The sequence below is a fragment of the Kocuria rosea subsp. polaris genome (assembly GCF_001483755.1).
In the GTDB taxonomy this organism is placed as follows: Bacteria; Actinomycetota; Actinomycetes; order Actinomycetales; family Micrococcaceae; genus Kocuria; species Kocuria cellulosilytica.
Genome location: NZ_LQBK01000006.1, coordinates 1 through 18999 on the forward strand (window position 1 = coordinate 1; position 18999 = coordinate 18999).

Below are 18999 nucleotides of genomic sequence, written 5' to 3' on the forward strand. Positions count from 1 at the left end.
CCGGCGCTCGACCACGGTGGTGGCGGGGATCCGCCGCTCGGCGACCACAGCCGCCAACGTTGCGGTGGCGACCAGCGTTGTGCCGGCGACAGCGTCGCACAGCAGAGCGTGTGTCATTTGCATCGCGCACCAGACGTTCAGCGCCAGGAGGATCGAGTAGACAGCTACGATCCAGTTTCTCACCGTTTTCATGTTTCGGATGCCGCGGGCGTGACGGAGATAGGTGCCCTTCGACAGTACGTAGACGAGAACAACAGCGCTCAGCAGAGCGCCCACGACAGATGGCAACATTGGTTTCCCCCCGGACCTGCTGCGGCTGGAGCGACAGCATCCTCGCTCCACTCCTTCGACACTGCTATCCCCCGATGCGGTGCCTTCGGATCGAAGTCTGGACCCATCATCGTCAGTCAAGGGACTTTCCGCTAGTAACGAAGGGTGCATCGAGTAACAAAGCGGTGTAGCACCGACCTGTGCTTCGCGCAGGTACACGTCGGACTCCCGTGGACCTGTGCTTCGCGCAGGTCTACGGGAGTCCGACCAGCAGATAGTGATGAGGAATTTTTGCGTCGGGTCGATATTGAGTTCAGGGCGGCAGGCACGAGGCAAAGGCTCGTACGGTTCCATGCGAGGTTGGTTTACGGAGCGTCCAGCTTGTCTACCACCACGCCCTGCTCGCGCAGCTTCTTGTAGTGGGCGTTGCGCACGGCCAGCAGCGTGCCGCCGATGACGGCGGCGATCGCCGAGCCGGTGAGGATGCCGACCTTCGCGTGGTCGTTGTGCGGATTGCCGATGCCGAAGCTCAGCTCCGCCACGAGCAGCGAGACGGTGAAGCCGATGCCGGCCACCATGGCCAGGCCGCCCAGGTCCAGCCAGGTGTAGTCGTCGTCCTTCGTGGCCGGGGTGAACCGGTCCATGAGCCAGGCGGCGCCGAAGATGCCGATCAGCTTGCCGACCACCAGTCCCAGCACGATGCCGATCGCCACGGGGTCGGTCAGGGAGGTCACCACGCCGTTCGCACCGCCCACGGCCACGCCGGCGGCGAAGAACGCGAACACCGGGATGGCCAGCCCGTTGGACAGCGGACGGAAGCGGTGCTCGAGCGTGGGGGCGAGGCCCAGCTCGGGGACGTCGCCGCGGATCACGCGGGGCTTCACGTGCAGCACCGGGACCATGAAGCCCAGCAGCACGCCGGCGATGGTGGCGTGCACGCCGGCCTCGAGCACGAAGAGCCAGGTGAGGACGCCGATGGGCATCAGGATCACCCACGCGGCCCAGGGCCGGGTCAGGAAGAAGATCATGAAGCGCTGGGTCAGGACGTAGAACAGCGCCAGGGGGACCAGGGCGAGCAGCAGGAACTCGGTCTGCACGCCGTCGGTGTAGACGAAGGCGATGATGACGATCGCGATGAGATCGTCCACCACCGCGAGGGTGAGCAGGAAGGTGCGCATGGCCGTGGGCAGCGACGCCCCGACCACGGCGAGCACCGAGACCGCGAAGGCGATGTCGGTGGCCGTGGGGATCGCCCAGCCGTCGATGGTGGTCGGGTCCGCGTTGCTGATCCGGTTCACGGCCACGTAGATCAGCGCCGGGACGATCACCCCGCCGAAGGCCGCCACGATGGGCAGCATCGCCTTCTTGACGTTGCGCAGCTCGCCGTCCACGAACTCGGTCTTGAGCTCCAGGCCCACCAGGAAGAAGAAGATCGCGAGCAGGCCCTCCGAGGCCCACTCGCCCACGGTGTGGTCCAGGCCCGGGAAGTCGATCCCGATATGCGTGTCCCGCAGACTGAAGTAGCCCTCCGCCAGCGGGGAGTTGGCGATCACGAGCGCCGAGAGCATCGCGACCAGCAGCAGCACACCGCCCACCAGGTCCTTGCGGAGGAAGTTGCCCAGCCCGGGCCCGTGCTCGTCCGTCTCAACTGCGCTCACAGCCGGACTCCTGTTCGTCGTCGGAGGAAGATCAGGGGTCAGTCTACGACCGCCCTGTGAGCGGGGTTACCGCCCGGCCGCGAGCGGTGTGCGGGAGCGGAACGGTGCCGGGGCTCAGCGGTTCGCGAGCCAGGCCTCGGCCTCCTGGGACTGCAGGGACAGGGCCTTGCCGATGAACGGCTCGGCGGCCTCGGCGACCATCTTGCCCACGAACGGGATGTTGGCCTTGACCACGCAGTGCACGTGCACGTCGGTGGCCTCGCCCTGCGGGGTGAGGGTCTGGGTGGCGGAGCCGGAGACCGGCAGGGCGGCCACGGAGATCTCGGTGCGCACCACGCGGATCCCGTCCGCGTCGGCGGTGGAGTAGGTGTCCACCTGGGTGAGCTGCACCGAAGAGCCCACGAACTTCCGGGCCATCTCGGGCAGCCGGTCCGCGGCCATGTTCCGCACCGTGGTCACGGCGAACTGGGCCTCGACGTCCCCGACGACCTCCACCGACTCCAGGGTGGCCCCGGCCCGGTGGGTCACGTGCCGGATGAACTCTTCGTCGGAGAAGGTCACCACGACCTGGCCGACGGGCGCGGGGACGGTGGTGGAGGCGGTGACGGCCATGAAACTTCCTTCGTTCGTGCGGAGAGCCCGTCCCAACAGAGATGGGCCCGCGCGGGGCGCACGCATCATGGTATGTGAGTGGCGCGGGCACTGAACGAAGAGCTCTGTGAGCGGCGGTCTTGGCCGGTGCGTCACAAATCCGTCGCAGTGTTGCCGACCGAGGGGCGTGGAGTCGCCGAGGATACACTGACCGAGATTTGGGCCACCGTAGGGAGACGGGGAAGGAACCGGGGACGTCGAGTCTCGTGTCTCGCGCGGCGCTGAGAGCGGCGGAGAACACGGATTCGTGACCCCAGGCAGGACATGAGCACGTCGAGTCGAGGTCCCTGGGTGACTATGCCGTTGCCCCTCCCTGCGGACGACCATCAGGACTTAACAGCTCGTACAGCAGAGGGAATGCGCTATGAAAATTGACGATTACGCCAGATTGATGCGGAAGGGGTGGTGGCTCATCCTCGCCTTCGGAGTGCTGGGCACTATCGTCGGACTGGTCATCTCATCGAGGACGGCGCCGCAGTACCGTGCCGTGAGTTCCGTGTACTTGCATATGGCCCGGGTGGACACTCCGTCAGACCTCTCCATGGTCGCTGGCTACATGGAGTTCCAGACCTCGACCTACGCGGAGCTCGCGGACAAGCCTCTGCTGCAAACCAGGGTGGTAGATCGATTGGGAGTGGACATCTTCCCTGCATCGATGATTGACCGAGTGTCGACCGAAATTCCGGAGAAGACCTACTCCATCAACATCATCGCTTATTCGCCCGACCGGCAGGAGAGCGTCGACACAGCAAACACCACGGCCGCTGTCCTTTCCGAATATGTGAACGAGACGGAACCGCAACTGGACGGTCAACCCGTCGTGCGCATGGACGTCAGCGCACAAGCCATGGGTGCCACGTCGGAACGGCCGTCCTCTGCCATGTTCGCTGTCGTCGGTCTCACGGTGGGACTCCTCCTCGGCGCTGCGGTAACTCTTGTGCTGCCGCAACGGCCCTCGCAGAAGGATTTCGGCACGAGCCGTGGCTGACGTCGTGACCCATCACATGGCGGATACTGAGAGGAAAAGCGCGGAGGCACCTGACAAACGATTGGCGATGTTCGCCGGTATTATTGTGTTTTTAGTGCTTATTCCTTTCTGGTTGTTCTTGTACACGATGACCCCTGAGGGGGATGCCCAACCAGGGGCGCCTTTGATGGCGGTCATATTCGTGGCCGGGGTCAGGTTGGTCTGGATACTCGGCAGTTCCGAGCGGCACTTGTACGAAATGGTTTTCTGGCTGTTCGTCTATGTGTTCCTTGGCGTGGCACCGTTTGTGCAAGCGAGGCTCGGTCTAGAGCCTGACACAACTGATCACCTCAGCGGGGCGCATTTTGACGACGCACTACTTGTCGTCGTGGTTGGGTGCATAGCTTGGATTGTGGGCAGTACCTTGGCTGCGAGGCGGCCACTGTCTACGGCTTCCTCGTTCGTTTCCCGAATTTCACCGGCACGGTCGCAAGCATTTTTTGCCGGAACCTTGGTGGTCACTATTTACTATGTCCTTTCGGTCGGACCTGCCGTCCTGTTCCAGAGCAGGGAGGCGCTGGAGCTGGCTCAGTTCACGGCATGGACAAATCCTGCACTCGCTAATCTGATCACGACGGCTGTGCCCATGGCCTTGGCGGTGGCATACGTAGCACAGGTCCAAGCAATAGCACAGCCCGCAACACGGTCAACTCCAGGGAGCAAGGCGCTCGTCTTTCTCAATGTTGTGGTGATGTTTGTCGTCGTCAACCCGATCAGCAGCCCTCGATATGTGTTCGGTACAGTCTTGTTGGCGGTCGTGGCAACGGCCGGAGCCTATGCGACTTTAGCGCGCTTCCGCGCGGTAACGTTCGGAACAGTTCTCTCGCTCATATTCCTCTTTCCTGTGGCCGACATGTTTCGTCGACTCAGCGGGGACGAAACCTTGTCGTTTGACCCGGTGCGCGCCATGCTCACCGGAGATTTTGATTCCTTTGCGCAAATTATGAACGCAACGGAATATGTGGACGAACTCGGAACTCGATCAGGTCACCAGTTGTTAGGGGCCCTGCTTTTCTGGGTGCCCAGGTCCATATGGGCGCAAAAACCCGAAGCCACGGGTATCGTGCTTGCACACTACAAGGGATACTGGTTCGACAATCTTTCTGCTCCGATATGGGCCGAGTTCTTTATTGACGGCGGTTGGGTGTTATTGGTCCTGGGCATGTTTTTTCTTGGATATTTTTTCCGTTTTGTCGACCGAAGGACGGAAATAAGACTTCGGGTGCATCGGATGCCCAGTGTGCTCGGCTGTATTACACCCTTCTTCCTGCTGTTGGTATGGCGGGGGTCCCTCATGGTTACCATTGCAGGTCTTCTCGTGCTTGTTGTCAGCACCATGCTGGTGACCGCGAGAGACCAAGGTGATGCCGCCCCCTCTTCCGTTCCGTCCCGCGACGGCTGGCCCCCTGTTCTTGAGGCACAAGCTCCCTCGCAGGGTGGATGGCGCTGAGCTCCTGCCCTGGGCGAGCTCACAGCCTGCGACAGTTGCAGGAGCCTGAAGTAAGTAGACGAGTATCTCTTTCTAGCGCGGGCCTATGATCAAGAGGCCTGCCCTCGGTTAATAACCAACAGGGTGTCGCCCGAGTTGGCTCATTTGCCTAGTGCGTGACTTCCGCGCCACAGATGGCGTCGAGGATGGCCTGCCGCTCGGTGGGGATGGCCGGGGCAGAGGTTTTAGTCGTGCCGTTGATGGCGATGGTCGCTGAGCGCAGGGACCGCAGCTGCCGGACAACGATGTGGATCGCCAGCCCGGTGCGCGTGATCGTCAGGGCGGTGAACGCAATGGCCAGGTGCTCCTCGATTGCGTCGCGTCGCAGAGACCCAGATCATGAGTCGACTTAGGTTTAGCGCAGGCCTATGCTTAAGAGCCCTGCCCTCGGTCAGAGACCAACAGAGTGTCGAGATGCTCGACCATCAACACGCGCGGCGGTCGATGTCTATGGCCGCCCCACGACGCGGCAATACTTCGCAGGTACGCGAGTAGATTCAGCCGGTCAGGAAAAGTTCCCCCACCAGTAGTTGGATGTCGGCGTTCACGGCGAGAAACGGCTCGGGCCCCTACCACACCGCTCGGTTCTGCTCCGGGACCCGCGCTGCCACGCTGACAACGCCGCAGCGGCTTATGTACGGATGCCGTCCTGGTGTTCGCGGTACCACTCGACGGTGGTCCGGAGCCCCTCTTGCAGGGGGATGCGGGCGGTCCAGCCGGCGGCGGTGAGTTTGGTGACGTCCATGAGCTTGCGGGGGGTGCCGTCGGGCTTGGTGGTGTCCCATTCGATGCGGCCCTCGTAGCCCACGGCTTCGGCCACGAGCCCGGCGAGGTCCTTGACGGTGAGGTCGGTGCCGGTGCCCACGTTGACGTGCTCGGGTCCGTCGTAGCGCTCGAGCAGGTGCAGGCAGGCGGCGGCCATGTCGTCGACGTGCAGGAACTCCCGCAGCGGGGTGCCGGTGCCCCAGTTCGTCACCGACTCCGCCCCGGCCAGGCGGGCTTCCTCGTAGCGGCGGATCATGGCCGGCAGTACGTGGGAGCCGGTGGGGGAGAAGTTGTCCCCGGGCCCGTAGAGGTTGGTGGGCATCGCGGAGATCCAGGGCAGCCCGTACTGGCGCCGGACGGCCTGGATCTGCAGGATCCCGGCGATCTTGGCGATCGCGTAGGCGTCGTTGGTGGGCTCCAGGTGCCCGGTGAGCAGGTACTCCTCCTTCAGCGGCTGCGGAGCCAGCTTCGGGTAGATGCAGGAGGAGCCCAGGAACAGCACCCGCTGAACCCCGTGCTCCAGGGCGGCGTCGAGGACGTTGACCTGGATCCGCAGGTTCTCCGAGAGGAAGTCCACCGGGTAGGTGTTGTTGGCCAGGATCCCGCCCACCTTCGCCGCGGCCAGCACCACATAGCGCGGCTTGGCCTGGGCGAAGAAGGCGAACACCGCGTCGCGGTCCTTGAGGTCCAGCTCGGACGAGGTGCGCCCGATGAGGTCGGTGAAGCCCTCGGCCTGGAGCCGGCGCCAGATCGCGGAGCCGACTAGGCCGCGGTGGCCGGCCACGTAGAACGGGGCCGTGCGATCCAGCGGACCCGGCACGAACCCGGTCGGCCGGCCGGCTGCTTCAGTGTCGCCGGCAGCGGTGGGGGACTCGGTGGTGGGTGTCTGTGTCATGGGTGCTTTTCCTGTCGCTTCCCGGTTCACTTGGCCCAGGAGGCGAGCTCGACGGAGTCGACCCAGGCGTCGTTCTCCAGCATGGCGATGTCGGCGTCGACCATCAGGCGGGCCAGTTCGGGGGCCTTGACGGTGGCCTCCCAGCCGAGCTTGTCCTTGGCCTTGGCGGGGTCACCGATCAGGGCGTCGACCTCGGTGGGGCGCAGGTAGCGCTCGTCGAACTCGACGTGCTCGCGCCAGTCCAGTCCGGCGTGGTCGAAGGAGATCTCCAGGAACTCCCGGACCGTGCACGGGTGGCCGGTGGCCAGGACGAAGTCCTCGGGCTCGTCGGCCTGGAGCATCCGCCACATGCCCTCGACGTACTCGGCGGCGTAGCCCCAGTCGCGGATGGCCTGGAGGTTGCCCATGTAGAGCTTCTCCTGGGTGCCGGCCTTGATCGCGGCCACCGCGCGGGTGATCTTGCGGGTCACGAAGGTCTCCCCGCGCCGGGGGGACTCGTGGTTGAACAGGATCCCGTTGACGGCGTACATGTCGTAGGCCTCGCGGTAGTTCTTGGTGATCCAGTAGGAGTAGATCTTCGCCGCGCCGTAGGGGGAGCGGGGGTAGAAGGGGGTGTCCTCGGACTGCGGGGGCGGGGTGGCGCCGTAGAGCTCGGAGGTGGAGGCCTGGTAGTAGCGGGCGTCTACGTTGGCCAGGCGCATCGCCTCGAGCAGGCGCACAGTGCCCAGCCCGGTGGTGTCCCCGGTGTGCTCGGGTTCTTCGAAGGAGACCTTCACGTGGGACTGGGCGGCGAGGTTGTAGACCTCGTCCGGGCGGATCTGCGCCATCAAAGTCACCAGCCGGGACCCGTCGGAGAGATCGCCGTAGTGCAGGAACAGTCGCGGATCGGTCTCGTGCGGGTCGGAGTAGAGGTGGTCGATCCGGTGGGTGTTGAAGGTCGAGGCGCGACGGATCAGGCCGTGGACCTCGTAGCCCTTGGCCAGCAGCAGCTCCGCCAGATAGGAACCGTCCTGACCGGTGATTCCGGTGATGAAAGCCTTCTTGCGCGATGTGGTCATGGTTTCCCCCGGGTCTTCCAGCATGTGCCCGTCAATGTACAAGTCCGGGCCGGACGGTCAAACATCAACACCCAACGTGACGGTCCACGAAGGCTCAATCCGCGAGCAGGTCCCTCAGCACAGAGTCCCAGTGCCGCACAGCCGCTTCGGTCGAAAGTCTCTCGATCGCATACAGGGGTCCCTTGGCGCCCAGTTCGGAAGCCGCACGACAATCCGCCCCCATGATCTCGGCGGATCGCAGTAGGCCCATCGGATCCCCCGACGGCACGACTACTCCGGCTTTGGACGCTTGTACCTCGTCCGCAGTAGCACCGTCGCTTTCCACAGCGGCCAGTACAGGGCGCCCGGTGACAAAATAGGAGGTCAGCTTGCTTGGCACGGACATCTCGCGCATTCCTGGTTTTTCGTTGACCAGCAGGATGTCGGCCGCTGCCAGCGCGGAGGCGTACTGGTCGTCAGGAAGGGGGTCGATGAACTGAAGGTTCGCCACTTCCTTCCCCAAGTCCTCGAGATGGTGCCGTTGATTGCCCCCACCGAGGAGGACGAAACGGACGTTCGGCGCGTTCTGCACCGCAAGACGCGCTGCTTCCACGACATTGTCGAGGTACTGCTTCACCCCCATGTTGCCGGCATGCAGTACAACGATTTCGTCATCCCTCCAGCCAAACTGTTGACGGATGGTCGCACGATCGAGATCATGCGAAGGAATGATGTGTGACCAGTTGCGGATCACCTCGACGTTGTCCAGGGGGAGCTTGAAACGGTCACATACATACCGCTGAAACCGCTCATGAATGACGATGGTCTTGTCCATACGTGCGAGGATCCGACCCTCGAGCCAACGCATGGGTACTGCAAACCCGGACGCGGAAGCATGTGCTTCCTCGAAGGTCCGGGTATAGATGTCTTGGACCCAGATGGCAGTGCGAGTCCGTGGACGTCGCCAGGGCATGGTCAGCCGCGCGATCCCGGACGAGAATAGCGCTTGCGAGACGAACAGTACGACATCGGGTTCGCCCCAGTCCGTCCGGGCGACCTGGAACCCGAAGTGCAGTTCCATCAACAATCTGTTCAGAAACCTGGGCCGCCGCGGGACGTAGTGACGCAACCGTAGAACTTCCGCCTTGCCGAGCGACTCCCTCCGGTACGTCCCCGTGTACCCATCGAACACCTGCCATTGCGGATAGTGCGGAAAGCCTGCGATGACCTTCACGGTCCACCCCCTGTCAGCAAGTTCGGTGGCCAATGAGGAGGTGTAGGGAGCGTTCCCCGTGGGCTCCGGCGCGAGATTCAAGCCGATGATGGTCAACCGCGATGACATGGCGTAACTCTTCTCTTCGAACGCTGCACGGCCAATTGGTCTGGTTAGTGTGTAGCACGACACCCCCGTGCTACGCGGTGGAGCGTCCCGTGTGACTAGTCACCGGGGCCGCGACTTCTGAAGGATTCATGACGATGACCCTGCCTCTCGAACCAGCTTCCGACTCTCAAGACACCCCCGTGATCGACCTGTCCAAGGCACCCGGCTCCAGGGAGACCTGGGACCGTCCGACATGGGTCGTCTACCTGTGGTCTGCCGCCGAACTTGTCTTCGTGACCAACCCTTGGCAGATCAGCTCCTCACTGCGTGCCCGAGTGCTTCGGATGTTCGGTGCACGCATTGGAGAGGGAGTTCTGATCCGTCCCCGAACTCGAGTCCGATTTCCCTGGAAGCTGAGCATCGGGGATCGAGCCTGGATCGGCGAGGGTGTCTGGATCCACAACCAGGACCAGGTCACCATTGGCGATGATGCAGTGGTTTCGCAGGACACCTTCATTACCACGGGCAGCCACGCTCACCGCACCGATATGGGCCTCATTACGAGTCCTGTCATCATAGACAACGGCGCATGGATTACTTCACGGTGCGTAGTGACAGGCGGGGTCACGGTCGGTCGGTCGGCGCTGGTGCAACCGCTGACACGGGTCAGTGTGGATGTTCCTGCGAACGCCATTTTCGGTGCCGAGTCGCCCACAGTGAAGGGAGAGCGCTTTCGGACCTCAAATTCGAAGAACAGCGCTTGACCATGTGAGCGCGGTTCTGAGGCCGTCTGAGCAAGGGGGAAAGAAGAATTGAGGATCGTTCACGTAGCGACTCTGGTCTCGCCGGACGGTGCCTATGGGGGGCCCGTGCGAGTGGCGACAAACCTGACCAAAGAGCTTTGTGCGCAGGGGCACGATGTCCAGTTGTGGTCCGGTTCCAGGGACTATCCGTTGGACACGGCGTTACTGGATGGAGCTCGCGTGCGCCTCTTTCCCGCGCGCGTCACTGTTCCCGCGCTGGGATTCGCCACGACTGTGGCACTGGGCCACCTCCGGGCGATCTACGCAGAGCGTCACCGCATCGATGGGCTGCACATTCACCTGGCGCGAGATTTTGTGACCCTGCCAGCGGTCCTGTTGGCCAAAATACTCGGTATCCCGTACATCGTGCAGACGCACGGCATGATCGTGCGCAAGACCAACCCGATCGCCGTGGTATTCGACGCGCTCTTGACCCGACCTGCTCTGCGTGGCGCCAAGAGCGTCCTCTGCCTCACCGCGCTCGAGCAGTCCCAGCTGCGCGAAATGGACAACCGGCTCGACGATTTGCCGGTGCTTGCGAATGGCATACACATGACGCCGGGGCCGCCCGACGCGCCGGCGAATGAGATTTGCGAAGTCCTCTTTCTTGCTCGCATGGCGGCACGGAAGCGACCTCAGGCATTCGTGCGATCCGCCGTGGATGTTCTCAACAAGGGAAGGGAAGCCACCTTTCGATTGGTGGGGCCTGACGAGAACGAGGTCGATGCCGTCAACCATGAAATCGATTCAGCCAAACTCGGGAACGCTCTCCTGTATGAGGGTGCACTACCTCCTGATAGGACCAGTGCCCGCATCGCCCAATGTGACGTCTATGTCCTTCCGTCGGTGGATGAACCATTCGGCATGTCGGTATTGGAAGCCATGGAGCGCGGGAAGCCAGTAATCATCACGGATTCATGTGGTTTGGCTCCATATATCAAAGCAGCCGGTGCGGGGCTGGTCGTCGACGCCTCCCGAGAGGCGCTCACGGAAGCCATGGACAAACTCGTTCTCAGCCCGGATGCGCGGCAGGCTATGGGCACACGCGCCAGGAACCTTGTGCGGCAAGAGTTCGACATTCGCGTTGTAGCGAAAAAATTGAGTCAAATCTATGCAAAGTCGTTTACTCCAGGAAAACCCGGGGATCCCAGTGCCGTGGCCAGTTTGAGACGCAGAGGGCGGCATGCAGCAAGACCACGTTGATGCAGGTAACACCGTGTTTCGCCGCGTAATCATGCAGTTCTCTGTGGTGGTGGCTGGCCGGTTGTTCGCTGCACTGGCGCAGGCGGTGACCATCGTCCTGCTGGCGCGGTGGTCGGCTCCAGAGGACTTCGGCCTTGTCATTGCGGTTCAAACTGTGCTCGTCGCGCTAACAGTCGTCCTGAGCGTTGGAATGCCCCAGTACATCGGTGTGCTGCGCGCCAGGGATCCTGCGTCCGCCACAGTGGACGCAATGTTTAACTGGAGCCGATTAACCAGCGTCATCGCAGCCGCCTCGTGCCTGATCGTGTTTGTCATACTAGGCTTCTTCGATTCCGCGTTCCTCGTCTTCAGCCCACTGGCTCTGGCGCTGGGGCTGCAACGCCACAGTGCGGTATGGGACAGCATCGCCGTTGCCGATGGCCAGGTGGCACTTTTCAGCAGCAATCTCGTCATACGGCGGGTTATCGCCCTGTTGTGCTTCTTCTCTTTGCATCTTGCCGACGTCGATGTGGCTCTTGCATATTGCACAGCCGTGTTCATCTCAGAGATTGCTTACAACCTCCGCATGAAAAGGGTTTGCGTCTTCACCCCGGTGACTGCAGCACGTGCTGACATGCGGCCAGTTTTCAAGGAGTCGAGGCACTTCTGGGTCGATGCCATGAGTGGGCATCTCCGATTGTTGGATGTCGCTGCTGTCGGCCTGGTCCTCGGGCCGTTGGCTTCGGGGTTCGTGGCAGTTCCCTCCCGTATCGCTTCTCCGCTGATGATGTTGCCTTCGTCCTTCGCGACTCTGATCCTTCCCCGTGTCAGTGCAGGGCGGGGGCACACAGCTCGGCAGGGACTCGTCCTTGCCGGCGGCGTGACGACTCTGATCGCATTGCTTCTCGCTGCAGTGACGCCATTTCTCGACGAAATCGTGCTCGTGTTGTTGGGGGGCGATTATCTACCCGCAGTGGAAGTGACCAGGATCTATTTCATTGGGTTCATCGGGCTCTCCCTGCTGTACATGCTGGGTGCCGTATTGCAGGGCGTCGGGCTATACTCGGCCGTGGGGAGAAATTCGGTCTTCTTCTCTGTGCTGTCCATCGGTCTACTTTGCGCGGGTGGCTACTTCTATGGACTTGAGGCAGCAGCATGGGGATACGTCATAGGTACCATTGGGCAGGTATCGGGACTGGTTTATCTGTATCTCTTCCGATTCCGAGGCACGGGTTCACACATCGACGACAATACGTCAGCGAGGTCGTTGGCGCGACGTGGAACGACATATGGCGAGCACCGGCGCTGACCGTGCACCATGGCGCGAAGCCGCACCCGGCCTTCTCGTGCTGTGCATCATGATCGCAGGAGTGTTGGGCGCCATGTACGCGTTCGCGGATTGGGGTCGGTCCCTGGGCGAGGCTCCGACTTTGCCCCCGTCGTCGGCTCCCACCTACACATGGGCACCACCACCTAAGACCGCCCTTTTCATCGGGGACTCTTATGTCGCCGGCACCGGAGCCGAGAATCCCTCCGACAGATGGACCAGCATTGTCTCCCGAGAGATGGGATGGAACGAGTCCAATCGCGGGCTGGGCGGGACCGGTTACTACTCGACCGGTCATCCGGAGGCATGCGGCCAAGAAACGTGCCCACGGTATGAGGATCACCTTGCCGAGTTAGCCGACGAAGTCCATCCGGATGTAGTGGTGGTCTCAGGGGGGCTGAATGATCTGGGCCGGTACCACGAGATTTCAGAATCTGTCGATCGGGCAGTCCAGAACACCTATGTCACAGCAGAACGTCTATACCCGGAGGCGCAGATCATTGCGGTTGGGCCTTCTGTCACGGGCTCGGTGCCTGAGACGGCCGTGCAGATGGATGCGGCGGTTCAGCGCGCCGCCGCTGCCGTAGACGCAACGTACATCAGTTTGATCGATCCCCCCGTCGTCAAATCGCACATGGTGCTCGAGGACCGAGGGCACGTCGGGGAGGACGGCCATGCCGCCATTGCCGAACGAGTCGTGTCCGGACTCCGGCGAGCGGAGGGCGTGTAAGCCGCAGGTCCGCATGAACCGGTGTCCTGGCCCGGGAGTAAGCTGGGACCCGCGAACGTTGGCTCCAACAGCCTCTGTGCTCCACCAGCACCCCACTCAGCGTCCCAGGAGACTGCTTCCCCATGACCTTGTCCGGACTGCTCGCCGCCCTCGGGGCGGAGCGCTCCTTCGCCAATCTCCGCACCCAGGCCGGCCTGCCACCGGGGGAGCGCAGCGCCGAGACCGTGATCAGCGCCCCGGACGGGATGCGCGCGGTGCTCACCGCCCAGCTGCGCGGCGCCCTCGACGACGCCCCGGCGCCGGCCGACGACCGCGCCCCGGTGCTGCTGGCCGTGACCGCGACCGGCCGCGAGTCCGAGGACCTCGCCGCGGCCCTGGGCGCGTACCTGCCGGCCGAGGAGGTCGCGGAGTTCCCCGCCTGGGAGACCCTGCCGCACGAGCGGCTCTCGCCGCGCTCCGACACCGTGGGCCGCCGCCTCGACGTGCTGCGCCGGCTGGCCGGCCGGGACGCCGAGCGCCCGCTGCGGGTGGTCACGGCTCCGGTCCGCTCCGTGCTCCAGCCCGTCGTCGAAGGCCTCGGGGACATGGACCCGGTGCGCTTCGCCCGCGGGGAGGAGCTCGACTTCGACGCCGCCGTGAGCGCGCTCGCCGAGGCCGCCTATGCCCGGGTGGACATGGTCACCCGGCGCGGGGAGTTCGCCGTGCGCGGCGGGATCATCGACGTCTTCTCGCCGGTCGAGGACCACCCGGTGCGGATCGAGTTCTTCGGCGACGAGGTCGACGAGCTGCGCTGGTTCACCGTCGCCGACCAGCGCACCCTGACCACCGGGGACCACCCGGACCGGCTCGTGGCCCCGCCGTGCCGCGAGGTGCTGATCACCCCGTCCGTGATGTCCCGGGCCGCGAAGCTCAAGGACTCCCTGCCCGGGGCCGAGTCGATGCTCGAGCGGATCGCCGGCGGCATCTACGTGGAGGGCATGGAGTCCCTGGCGCCCCTGCTCGTGGACGGGATGGTGCCGATGCTCTCCCTGCTCCCGCCCGGCTCGCTCGTGGTGGTCATGGAGCCCGAGAAGGTCCGCACCCGCGCCCACGACCTCGTGGCCACCAACGAGGAGTTCCTCCTCGCCGCCTGGGACTCCGCCTCGGACGGGCAGTCCGCGCCCATCGACATCAGCTCCGCCGAGCAGGCCGTCCGGGCCGACGACGGCGAAGGGCGCACCCTGGCCTCCGGGTCCTTCCAGACCCTCGCCGAGGCCCGGGCCACCGCGCTGGGCACCGGTCTCGGCTGGTGGGCCGTGACCGCGCTCAACGTCAACGCGGTGGCCGGCCAGGACGTGGACGCGGACACCGCCGCGGAGGACATCGCGCTGATCGACTCGGACGCCGACACCCTCACCGTGGCCGCCCGGGACCCGCTGGGCTTCCACGGCGACGTCGAGGCGATGCTCGAGTTCCTGCAGGGACGGGTGGCCGACGGCTGGCGCGTCGTCGCCGTCACCGAAGGCCCCGGCCCGCTGGCCCGGATCGCGGAGCTGCTGCACGAGGCCGGGATCCCGGCCGCCCGCCGCGAGTCCCTCGCCGAGGAGCCGCAGCCGGGGATCGTGGAGCTCACCACCGCGGTGGCCGGCAAGGGCTTCGCCCTGGACGGCCCGCGGATCGTGCTGCTCACCGAGGCGGACCTGCTCGGCAAGGCCAGTCCGTACACCACCAAGGACATGCGCAAGCTCCCCGTGCGGCGCAAGCGCAACGCCGTGGACCCGCTGGCGCTGAGCCAGGGCGACTTCGTGGTGCACGAGCAGCACGGCATCGGCCAGTTCGTGGAGCTCATCCAGCGGCCCATCGCCGGGGCGATGATCAAGCCCGGGCAGCCGAAGCCGGTGCGCGAGTACCTGGTGCTCGAGTACGCGCCGTCCAAGCGCAACGGCCCGCGGGACCGGCTGTTCGTGCCCACGGACCAGCTCGACCAGGTCACCAACTACGTGGGCGGTGAGACCCCGACCCTGTCCAAGATGGGCGGGACGGACTGGAACAAGACCAAGCGCGCCGCCAAGAAGGCCGTCCGGGACATCGCCAACGAGCTGATCCGGCTGTACTCGGCGCGGATGGCCTCCCGCGGCCACGCCTTCGGCGGGGACACCCCGTGGCAGCGCGAGCTCGAGGAGGCGTTCCCCTACATCGAGACCCCGGACCAGCTGACCACCATCGACGAGGTCAAGGCGGACATGGAGCGGGAGGTCCCCATGGACCGGCTGATCTCCGGGGACGTGGGCTACGGCAAGACCGAGGTGGCCGTGCGCGCGGCGTTCAAGGCTGTCCAGGACGGCAAGCAGGTCGCCGTGCTCGTGCCCACCACGCTGCTGGCCCAGCAGCACGCCGAGACGTTCACCGAGCGGTTCTCCGGCTTCCCCGTGCGCCTGGCCGCGCTTTCCCGGTTCCAGACCGCCAAGGAGACCAAGGAGACGCTCGCCGGGCTCAAGGACGGGACGATCGACGTGGTGATCGGCACCCACCGGCTGCTGTCCAAGGAGGTCCAGTTCAAGGACCTCGGCCTCGTGGTCATCGACGAGGAGCAGCGCTTCGGCGTGGAGCACAAGGAGAAGCTCAAGGCGATGCGCACCAACGTGGACGTCCTGGCGATGTCCGCGACCCCGATCCCGCGCACCCTCGAGATGTCGCTGACCGGGATCCGGGAGACCTCCACCCTCGCCACCCCGCCGGAGGAGCGCCACCCCGTGCTCACCTACGTGGGCGCCTACACCGACAAGCAGGTCTCCGCCGCCGTGCGGCGCGAGCTCATGCGCGAGGGCCAGGTGTTCTACATCCACAACCGGGTGTCCTCGATCGAGCGCAAGGCCAAGGAGATCGCCGAGCTCGTGCCCGAGGCGCGGATCGCCGTGGCGCACGGGCAGATGTCCGAGTCCCGGCTGGAGCAGATCATCGTGGACTTCTGGGAGAAGAAGTTCGACGTCCTGGTGTGCACCACCATCGTGGAGACCGGACTGGACATCGCCAACGCCAACACCCTGATCGTCGACGGCGCGGACCGCTACGGGCTCTCGCAGCTCCACCAGCTGCGCGGGCGCGTGGGCCGCGGCAGGGAGCGGGCCTACGCCTACTTCCTGTACCAAGCGGAGAAGCCGCTCTCCGAGACGGCGCTGGAGCGGCTCAAGGCCGTCGCCGCCCACAACGAGCTCGGTGCCGGCATGCAGCTGGCCGTCAAGGACCTCGAGATCCGCGGCGCCGGCAACCTGCTGGGCGGGGAGCAGTCCGGGCACATCGCCGGGGTGGGCTTCGACATGTACCTGCGCCTGGTGGGGGAGGCCGTCGCCGAGTACCGCGGCGAGGAGGACGAGCGGCCCACCGAGATGAAGATCGAGCTGCCGGTCAACGCCTATCTGCCGCACGACTACGTCCCGGGGGAGCGGCTGCGCCTGGAGGCCTACCGCAACCTCGCCAACGCCGCCACGGAGGAGGCGATCCAGGAGGTCGCCGCCGAGCTCGTGGACCGCTACGGCGAGGTGCCCGAGCCCGTGCAGAACCTGCTGGAGGTCGCCCGGTTCCGGGTGACCGCCCGCGCCGCCGGCCTCACCGACGTCGCGGCCCAGGGCAACATGGTCCGCTTCGCCCCGGCGGACCTGCCCGAGTCCCGGCAGATGCGGCTCACCCGACTCTACCCGGGCGCGCAGCTCAAGACGGTGCCCGGCACCGACACCTCCCAGGTGCTGATCCCCAAGCCCAAGACCGAGCGGATCGGCGGCAAGGACCTCGTGGACGGCGCGGTGCTCGCGTGGGCGCGCGGCGTGGTCGAGTCGGTCTTCGCGAAGGAGCCGGCCACGGCCTGAGCCGTCACCCGCACAGCAGCGGCCGGTGCGGATCACGGAACGTGCGAAGGCCCCCTCCCGGTGCGGGAGAGGGCCTTCGAGGCGACAGGTGTCGCTGCCGGCGAGGTGGCTACTCGGTGGCCTTGCCGTACTTGTCGTGGTGGTGGACGGCCGCGGTGCGGGCGTCGCGCTCGCGGGCGTCCCGCGGGCCGTCGTCGAACGCGGCGGCGGTGCGGTCCACGCCGGGCACCTCGGTGGTCGAGGGGACGTCCATGGCGACGGTGCGCCCGCCCTCGGCCCTCTTCGCCGTGCTGGACTGCAGGATGCCCACCGGCACGAGCAGGGCCAGGGCGTAGAGGCCCAGGCCGATGATCCAGACCAGGGGGCTGTTGGGGTAGCTGGCGAAGGCGATGAAGCTGCCGATCATGATGGCCATGCAGGCCACCAGGAAGACCAGGTTGTTGACCGTGCGTCCCTGGCCGGAGTGCGAGCGCACGGTGGCGCCGCTGCCGACGCTCCGGCCGGTCGACGCTCCGGTCGCGGACGTGCTGGTGGACGACGGAGCTCTGTTGGCCATGGTTCCCATCCTTCTGGCGATCTGGGGGCGGCCGGCCACGGGCGGGCCGCGATGCATTCGCGTCCAGTCTAGTCGTTCCGGCCGACACCCCCGGACCCTCCTCGTGCGCACCGGCGGCTCCTGCCGGGAACGCGTACGGCCCCCTCCCGTAGATGCTGGGAGGGGGCCGTACGGCGTCGTCGTGCGGGGCGGGCTTACTGGGTCGCCTTGCCCAGGGTGTCGTCCTTGTGCTCCGAGCGGACCTCGGCATCCCGGGCGCCGATGTCCCGCGGGCGGTCCGGGAAGCTCTCGGCGGTGGTGGGGGTGCCGGCGACCTCCGTGGTCGGGGGAACGTCCATGGCGAGGGTGCGCCCGCCCTCGGCCCTCTTCGCGGTGCTCGTCTGCAGGATGCCCACCGGCACGAGCAGCGCCAGGGCGTAGAGGCCCAGGCCGATGATCCAGACCAGGGGGCTGTTGGGGTAGCTCGCGAAGGCGATGAAGCTGCCGATCATGATGGCCATGCACAGCACGAGGAAGACGAGGTTGTTGACGGTGCGGCCCTGGCCGGAGTGGGAGCGGACGGCGGCGCCGCCGCTGCGAGCGCGGGGCGAGGCGTCCTCCGAGACGCTGGTGGACGACTGGGCTCGGTTGGCCATGGTTCCAATCCTTCTGGCGGTGGGAGGCGGCCGGTCACGGGCGGCCGCGGAGGCGTTCGCGGTCAGTCTAGTCGTTCGGGCGCGGCCCGTCGGGGTGCGGCCCGCGGGGGGCGCGGCGGTCTCAGCCGAGCAGCGCGGGCCCGCTGCTGGCGCCGATCCGGGAGGCGCCGGCCTCGATCATCGCGAGGGCGTCCTCGCGGGTGCGGATCCCGCCGGAGGCCTTGACGCCGATGTCCGGGCCCACGGTCTCCCGCATCAGCCGGACGTCCGCCACGGTGGCCCCGGCGGTCGAGAAGCCCGTGGAGGTCTTCACGAAGTCCGCGCCGGCGGCCACGGCGGCCTCGCAGGCCAGGACCTTCTGCTCGTCGTTCAGCAGGCACGTCTCGATGATCACCTTGAGTCGGGCCCCGCCCCGGTGGGCGGCCTCGGCGACGGCGCGGACGTCCGCCTCGACCCGCTCGCGCTCGCCGGCGCGGGCGGCGGCGATGTCGATGACCATGTCGATCTCGTCCGCCCCGGCGGCCACGGCCGTGGCGGTCTCGAACGCCTTGACCTCCGTGGCGGAGGCGCCCAGCGGGAAGCCGACCACCGAGCAGGTCAGCACGTCGCTGCCCGCCAGCTGCTCCCGCACGAAGGAGGTCCACACCGGGTTGGTGCACACCGAGGCGAAGCCGTACTGCTTGGCCTCCGCGCACAGGGTGGCGATCTGCTCGCGGGATGCCTCCGGCTTGAGCAGCGTGTGGTCGACGTACGAGGCGAGCTGAGGGGTGGTCACGGGCGGCCTTTCGACGGGTCGGGCGGGTCGCGCCCA

Annotated in this window: 16 protein-coding genes and 1 pseudogene; 7 read left to right on the top strand and 10 right to left on the bottom strand. The window is 65.6% G+C overall.

Features of this window, described 5'->3' with window-relative positions; translation table 11 throughout:
• The 3 genes from AVL61_RS05640 to AVL61_RS05650 form a co-directional block, all read right to left on the bottom strand.
• Positions 1 to 276, bottom strand: a 276-nt coding sequence (locus AVL61_RS05640) for a hypothetical protein (RefSeq protein WP_157571306.1), incomplete at its 3' end; no start/stop codon positions are given.
• A 359-nt stretch (positions 277 to 635) separates the two neighbouring features.
• On the bottom strand, positions 636 to 1928 hold the full coding sequence (gene nhaA / locus AVL61_RS05645) for a Na+/H+ antiporter NhaA (protein WP_058873392.1): 1293 nt from the start codon (positions 1926 to 1928) through the stop codon (positions 636 to 638).
• 114 nt (positions 1929 to 2042) lie between these two features.
• Positions 2043 to 2540, bottom strand: coding sequence for a DUF2505 domain-containing protein (locus tag AVL61_RS05650; RefSeq protein ID WP_058873393.1), 498 nt, complete (start codon positions 2538 to 2540; stop codon positions 2043 to 2045).
• A 403-nt stretch (positions 2541 to 2943) separates the two neighbouring features.
• Here AVL61_RS05650 and AVL61_RS05655 point away from each other — a divergent pair, with 403 nt between their 5' ends.
• Together AVL61_RS05655 and AVL61_RS17795 are read left to right on the top strand one after the other, a co-directional pair.
• Positions 2944 to 3567 carry a YveK family protein gene (locus tag AVL61_RS05655; protein ID WP_058873394.1) on the top strand — a complete coding sequence of 208 codons (624 nt, stop codon included), beginning with the start codon at positions 2944 to 2946 and terminating at the stop codon, positions 3565 to 3567.
• Entirely contained in the window at positions 3560 to 5056 is a 1497-nt protein-coding gene (locus AVL61_RS17795) for an O-antigen polysaccharide polymerase Wzy (protein ID WP_157571307.1), read from the top strand. Before AVL61_RS05655 ends, AVL61_RS17795 begins: the two co-directional genes overlap by 8 nt.
• A gap of 148 nt (positions 5057 to 5204) precedes the next feature.
• Here AVL61_RS17795 and AVL61_RS18765 read toward each other — a convergent pair.
• From AVL61_RS18765 to AVL61_RS05675, 4 genes and pseudogenes are all read right to left on the bottom strand, one after another.
• Positions 5205 to 5417, bottom strand: a pseudogene (locus AVL61_RS18765) (IS1634 family transposase); the annotation flags it as partial.
• 309 nt (positions 5418 to 5726) lie between these two features.
• On the bottom strand, positions 5727 to 6755 hold the full coding sequence (locus AVL61_RS05665) for a GDP-L-fucose synthase family protein (protein WP_082696991.1): 1029 nt from the start codon (positions 6753 to 6755) through the stop codon (positions 5727 to 5729).
• 26 nt (positions 6756 to 6781) lie between these two features.
• Entirely contained in the window at positions 6782 to 7813 is a 1032-nt protein-coding gene (gene gmd / locus AVL61_RS05670) for a GDP-mannose 4,6-dehydratase (RefSeq protein ID WP_058873396.1), read from the bottom strand.
• Positions 7814 to 7907: 94 nt separating this feature from the next.
• The gene (locus AVL61_RS05675) at positions 7908 to 9134 is read right to left on the bottom strand and encodes a glycosyltransferase family 4 protein (RefSeq protein ID WP_058873397.1); all 1227 of its coding nucleotides are present in this window, start codon (positions 9132 to 9134) and stop codon (positions 7908 to 7910) included.
• Between the two features lie 128 nt (positions 9135 to 9262).
• Between AVL61_RS05675 and AVL61_RS17335 the strand changes: the two genes are divergently transcribed.
• From AVL61_RS17335 to mfd, 5 genes are all read left to right on the top strand, one after another.
• On the top strand, positions 9263 to 9877 hold the full coding sequence (locus tag AVL61_RS17335; protein WP_331457102.1) for an LbetaH domain-containing protein: 615 nt from the start codon (positions 9263 to 9265) through the stop codon (positions 9875 to 9877).
• Between the two features lie 105 nt (positions 9878 to 9982).
• Positions 9983 to 11119, top strand: coding sequence for a glycosyltransferase (locus AVL61_RS17340; RefSeq protein WP_269433309.1), 1137 nt, complete (start codon positions 9983 to 9985; stop codon positions 11117 to 11119).
• Entirely contained in the window at positions 11100 to 12407 is a 1308-nt protein-coding gene (locus tag AVL61_RS05685; protein ID WP_082696993.1) for a lipopolysaccharide biosynthesis protein, read from the top strand. The genes AVL61_RS17340 and AVL61_RS05685 overlap by 20 nt, the downstream gene beginning before the upstream one ends.
• Positions 12388 to 13155 carry an SGNH/GDSL hydrolase family protein gene (locus AVL61_RS17345; protein ID WP_082696994.1) on the top strand — a complete coding sequence of 256 codons (768 nt, stop codon included), beginning with the start codon at positions 12388 to 12390 and terminating at the stop codon, positions 13153 to 13155. The genes AVL61_RS05685 and AVL61_RS17345 overlap by 20 nt, the downstream gene beginning before the upstream one ends.
• Positions 13156 to 13277: 122 nt before the next feature.
• The gene (gene mfd / locus AVL61_RS05695) at positions 13278 to 16997 is read left to right on the top strand and encodes a transcription-repair coupling factor (protein WP_058873401.1); all 3720 of its coding nucleotides are present in this window, start codon (positions 13278 to 13280) and stop codon (positions 16995 to 16997) included.
• Positions 16998 to 17106: 109 nt separating this feature from the next.
• Here mfd and AVL61_RS05700 read toward each other — a convergent pair whose 3' ends face one another.
• From AVL61_RS05700 to deoC, 3 genes are all read right to left on the bottom strand, one after another.
• On the bottom strand, positions 17107 to 17553 hold the full coding sequence (locus tag AVL61_RS05700) for a hypothetical protein (protein WP_058873402.1): 447 nt from the start codon (positions 17551 to 17553) through the stop codon (positions 17107 to 17109).
• A gap of 194 nt (positions 17554 to 17747) precedes the next feature.
• Positions 17748 to 18188, bottom strand: coding sequence for a hypothetical protein (locus tag AVL61_RS05705; RefSeq protein ID WP_058873403.1), 441 nt, complete (start codon positions 18186 to 18188; stop codon positions 17748 to 17750).
• A 121-nt stretch (positions 18189 to 18309) separates the two neighbouring features.
• Positions 18310 to 18963: a deoxyribose-phosphate aldolase gene (gene deoC, locus AVL61_RS05710; protein ID WP_058873404.1), complete on the bottom strand. Its 654-nt coding sequence runs from the start codon at positions 18961 to 18963 to the stop codon at positions 18310 to 18312.
• Positions 18964 to 18999: the final 36 nt, after the last annotated feature.

Coding starts and splice junctions, on each gene's coding strand:
- AVL61_RS05650 (WP_058873393.1), bottom strand. CDS start 2,540: ATGGCCGTCACCGCCTCCACCACCGTCCCCGCGCCCGTCGGCCAGGTC.
- AVL61_RS05655 (WP_058873394.1), top strand. CDS start 2,944: ATGAAAATTGACGATTACGCCAGATTGATGCGGAAGGGGTGGTGGCTC.
- AVL61_RS05665 (WP_082696991.1), bottom strand. CDS start 6,755: ATGACACAGACACCCACCACCGAGTCCCCCACCGCTGCCGGCGACACT.
- gmd (WP_058873396.1), bottom strand. CDS start 7,813: ATGACCACATCGCGCAAGAAGGCTTTCATCACCGGAATCACCGGTCAG.
- AVL61_RS05675 (WP_058873397.1), bottom strand. CDS start 9,134: ATGTCATCGCGGTTGACCATCATCGGCTTGAATCTCGCGCCGGAGCCC.
- AVL61_RS17335 (WP_331457102.1), top strand. CDS start 9,263: ATGACGATGACCCTGCCTCTCGAACCAGCTTCCGACTCTCAAGACACC.
- AVL61_RS05685 (WP_082696993.1), top strand. CDS start 11,100: ATGCAGCAAGACCACGTTGATGCAGGTAACACCGTGTTTCGCCGCGTA.
- AVL61_RS17345 (WP_082696994.1), top strand. CDS start 12,388: ATGGCGAGCACCGGCGCTGACCGTGCACCATGGCGCGAAGCCGCACCC.
- mfd (WP_058873401.1), top strand. CDS start 13,278: ATGACCTTGTCCGGACTGCTCGCCGCCCTCGGGGCGGAGCGCTCCTTC.
- AVL61_RS05700 (WP_058873402.1), bottom strand. CDS start 17,553: ATGGCCAACAGAGCTCCGTCGTCCACCAGCACGTCCGCGACCGGAGCG.
- AVL61_RS05705 (WP_058873403.1), bottom strand. CDS start 18,188: ATGGCCAACCGAGCCCAGTCGTCCACCAGCGTCTCGGAGGACGCCTCG.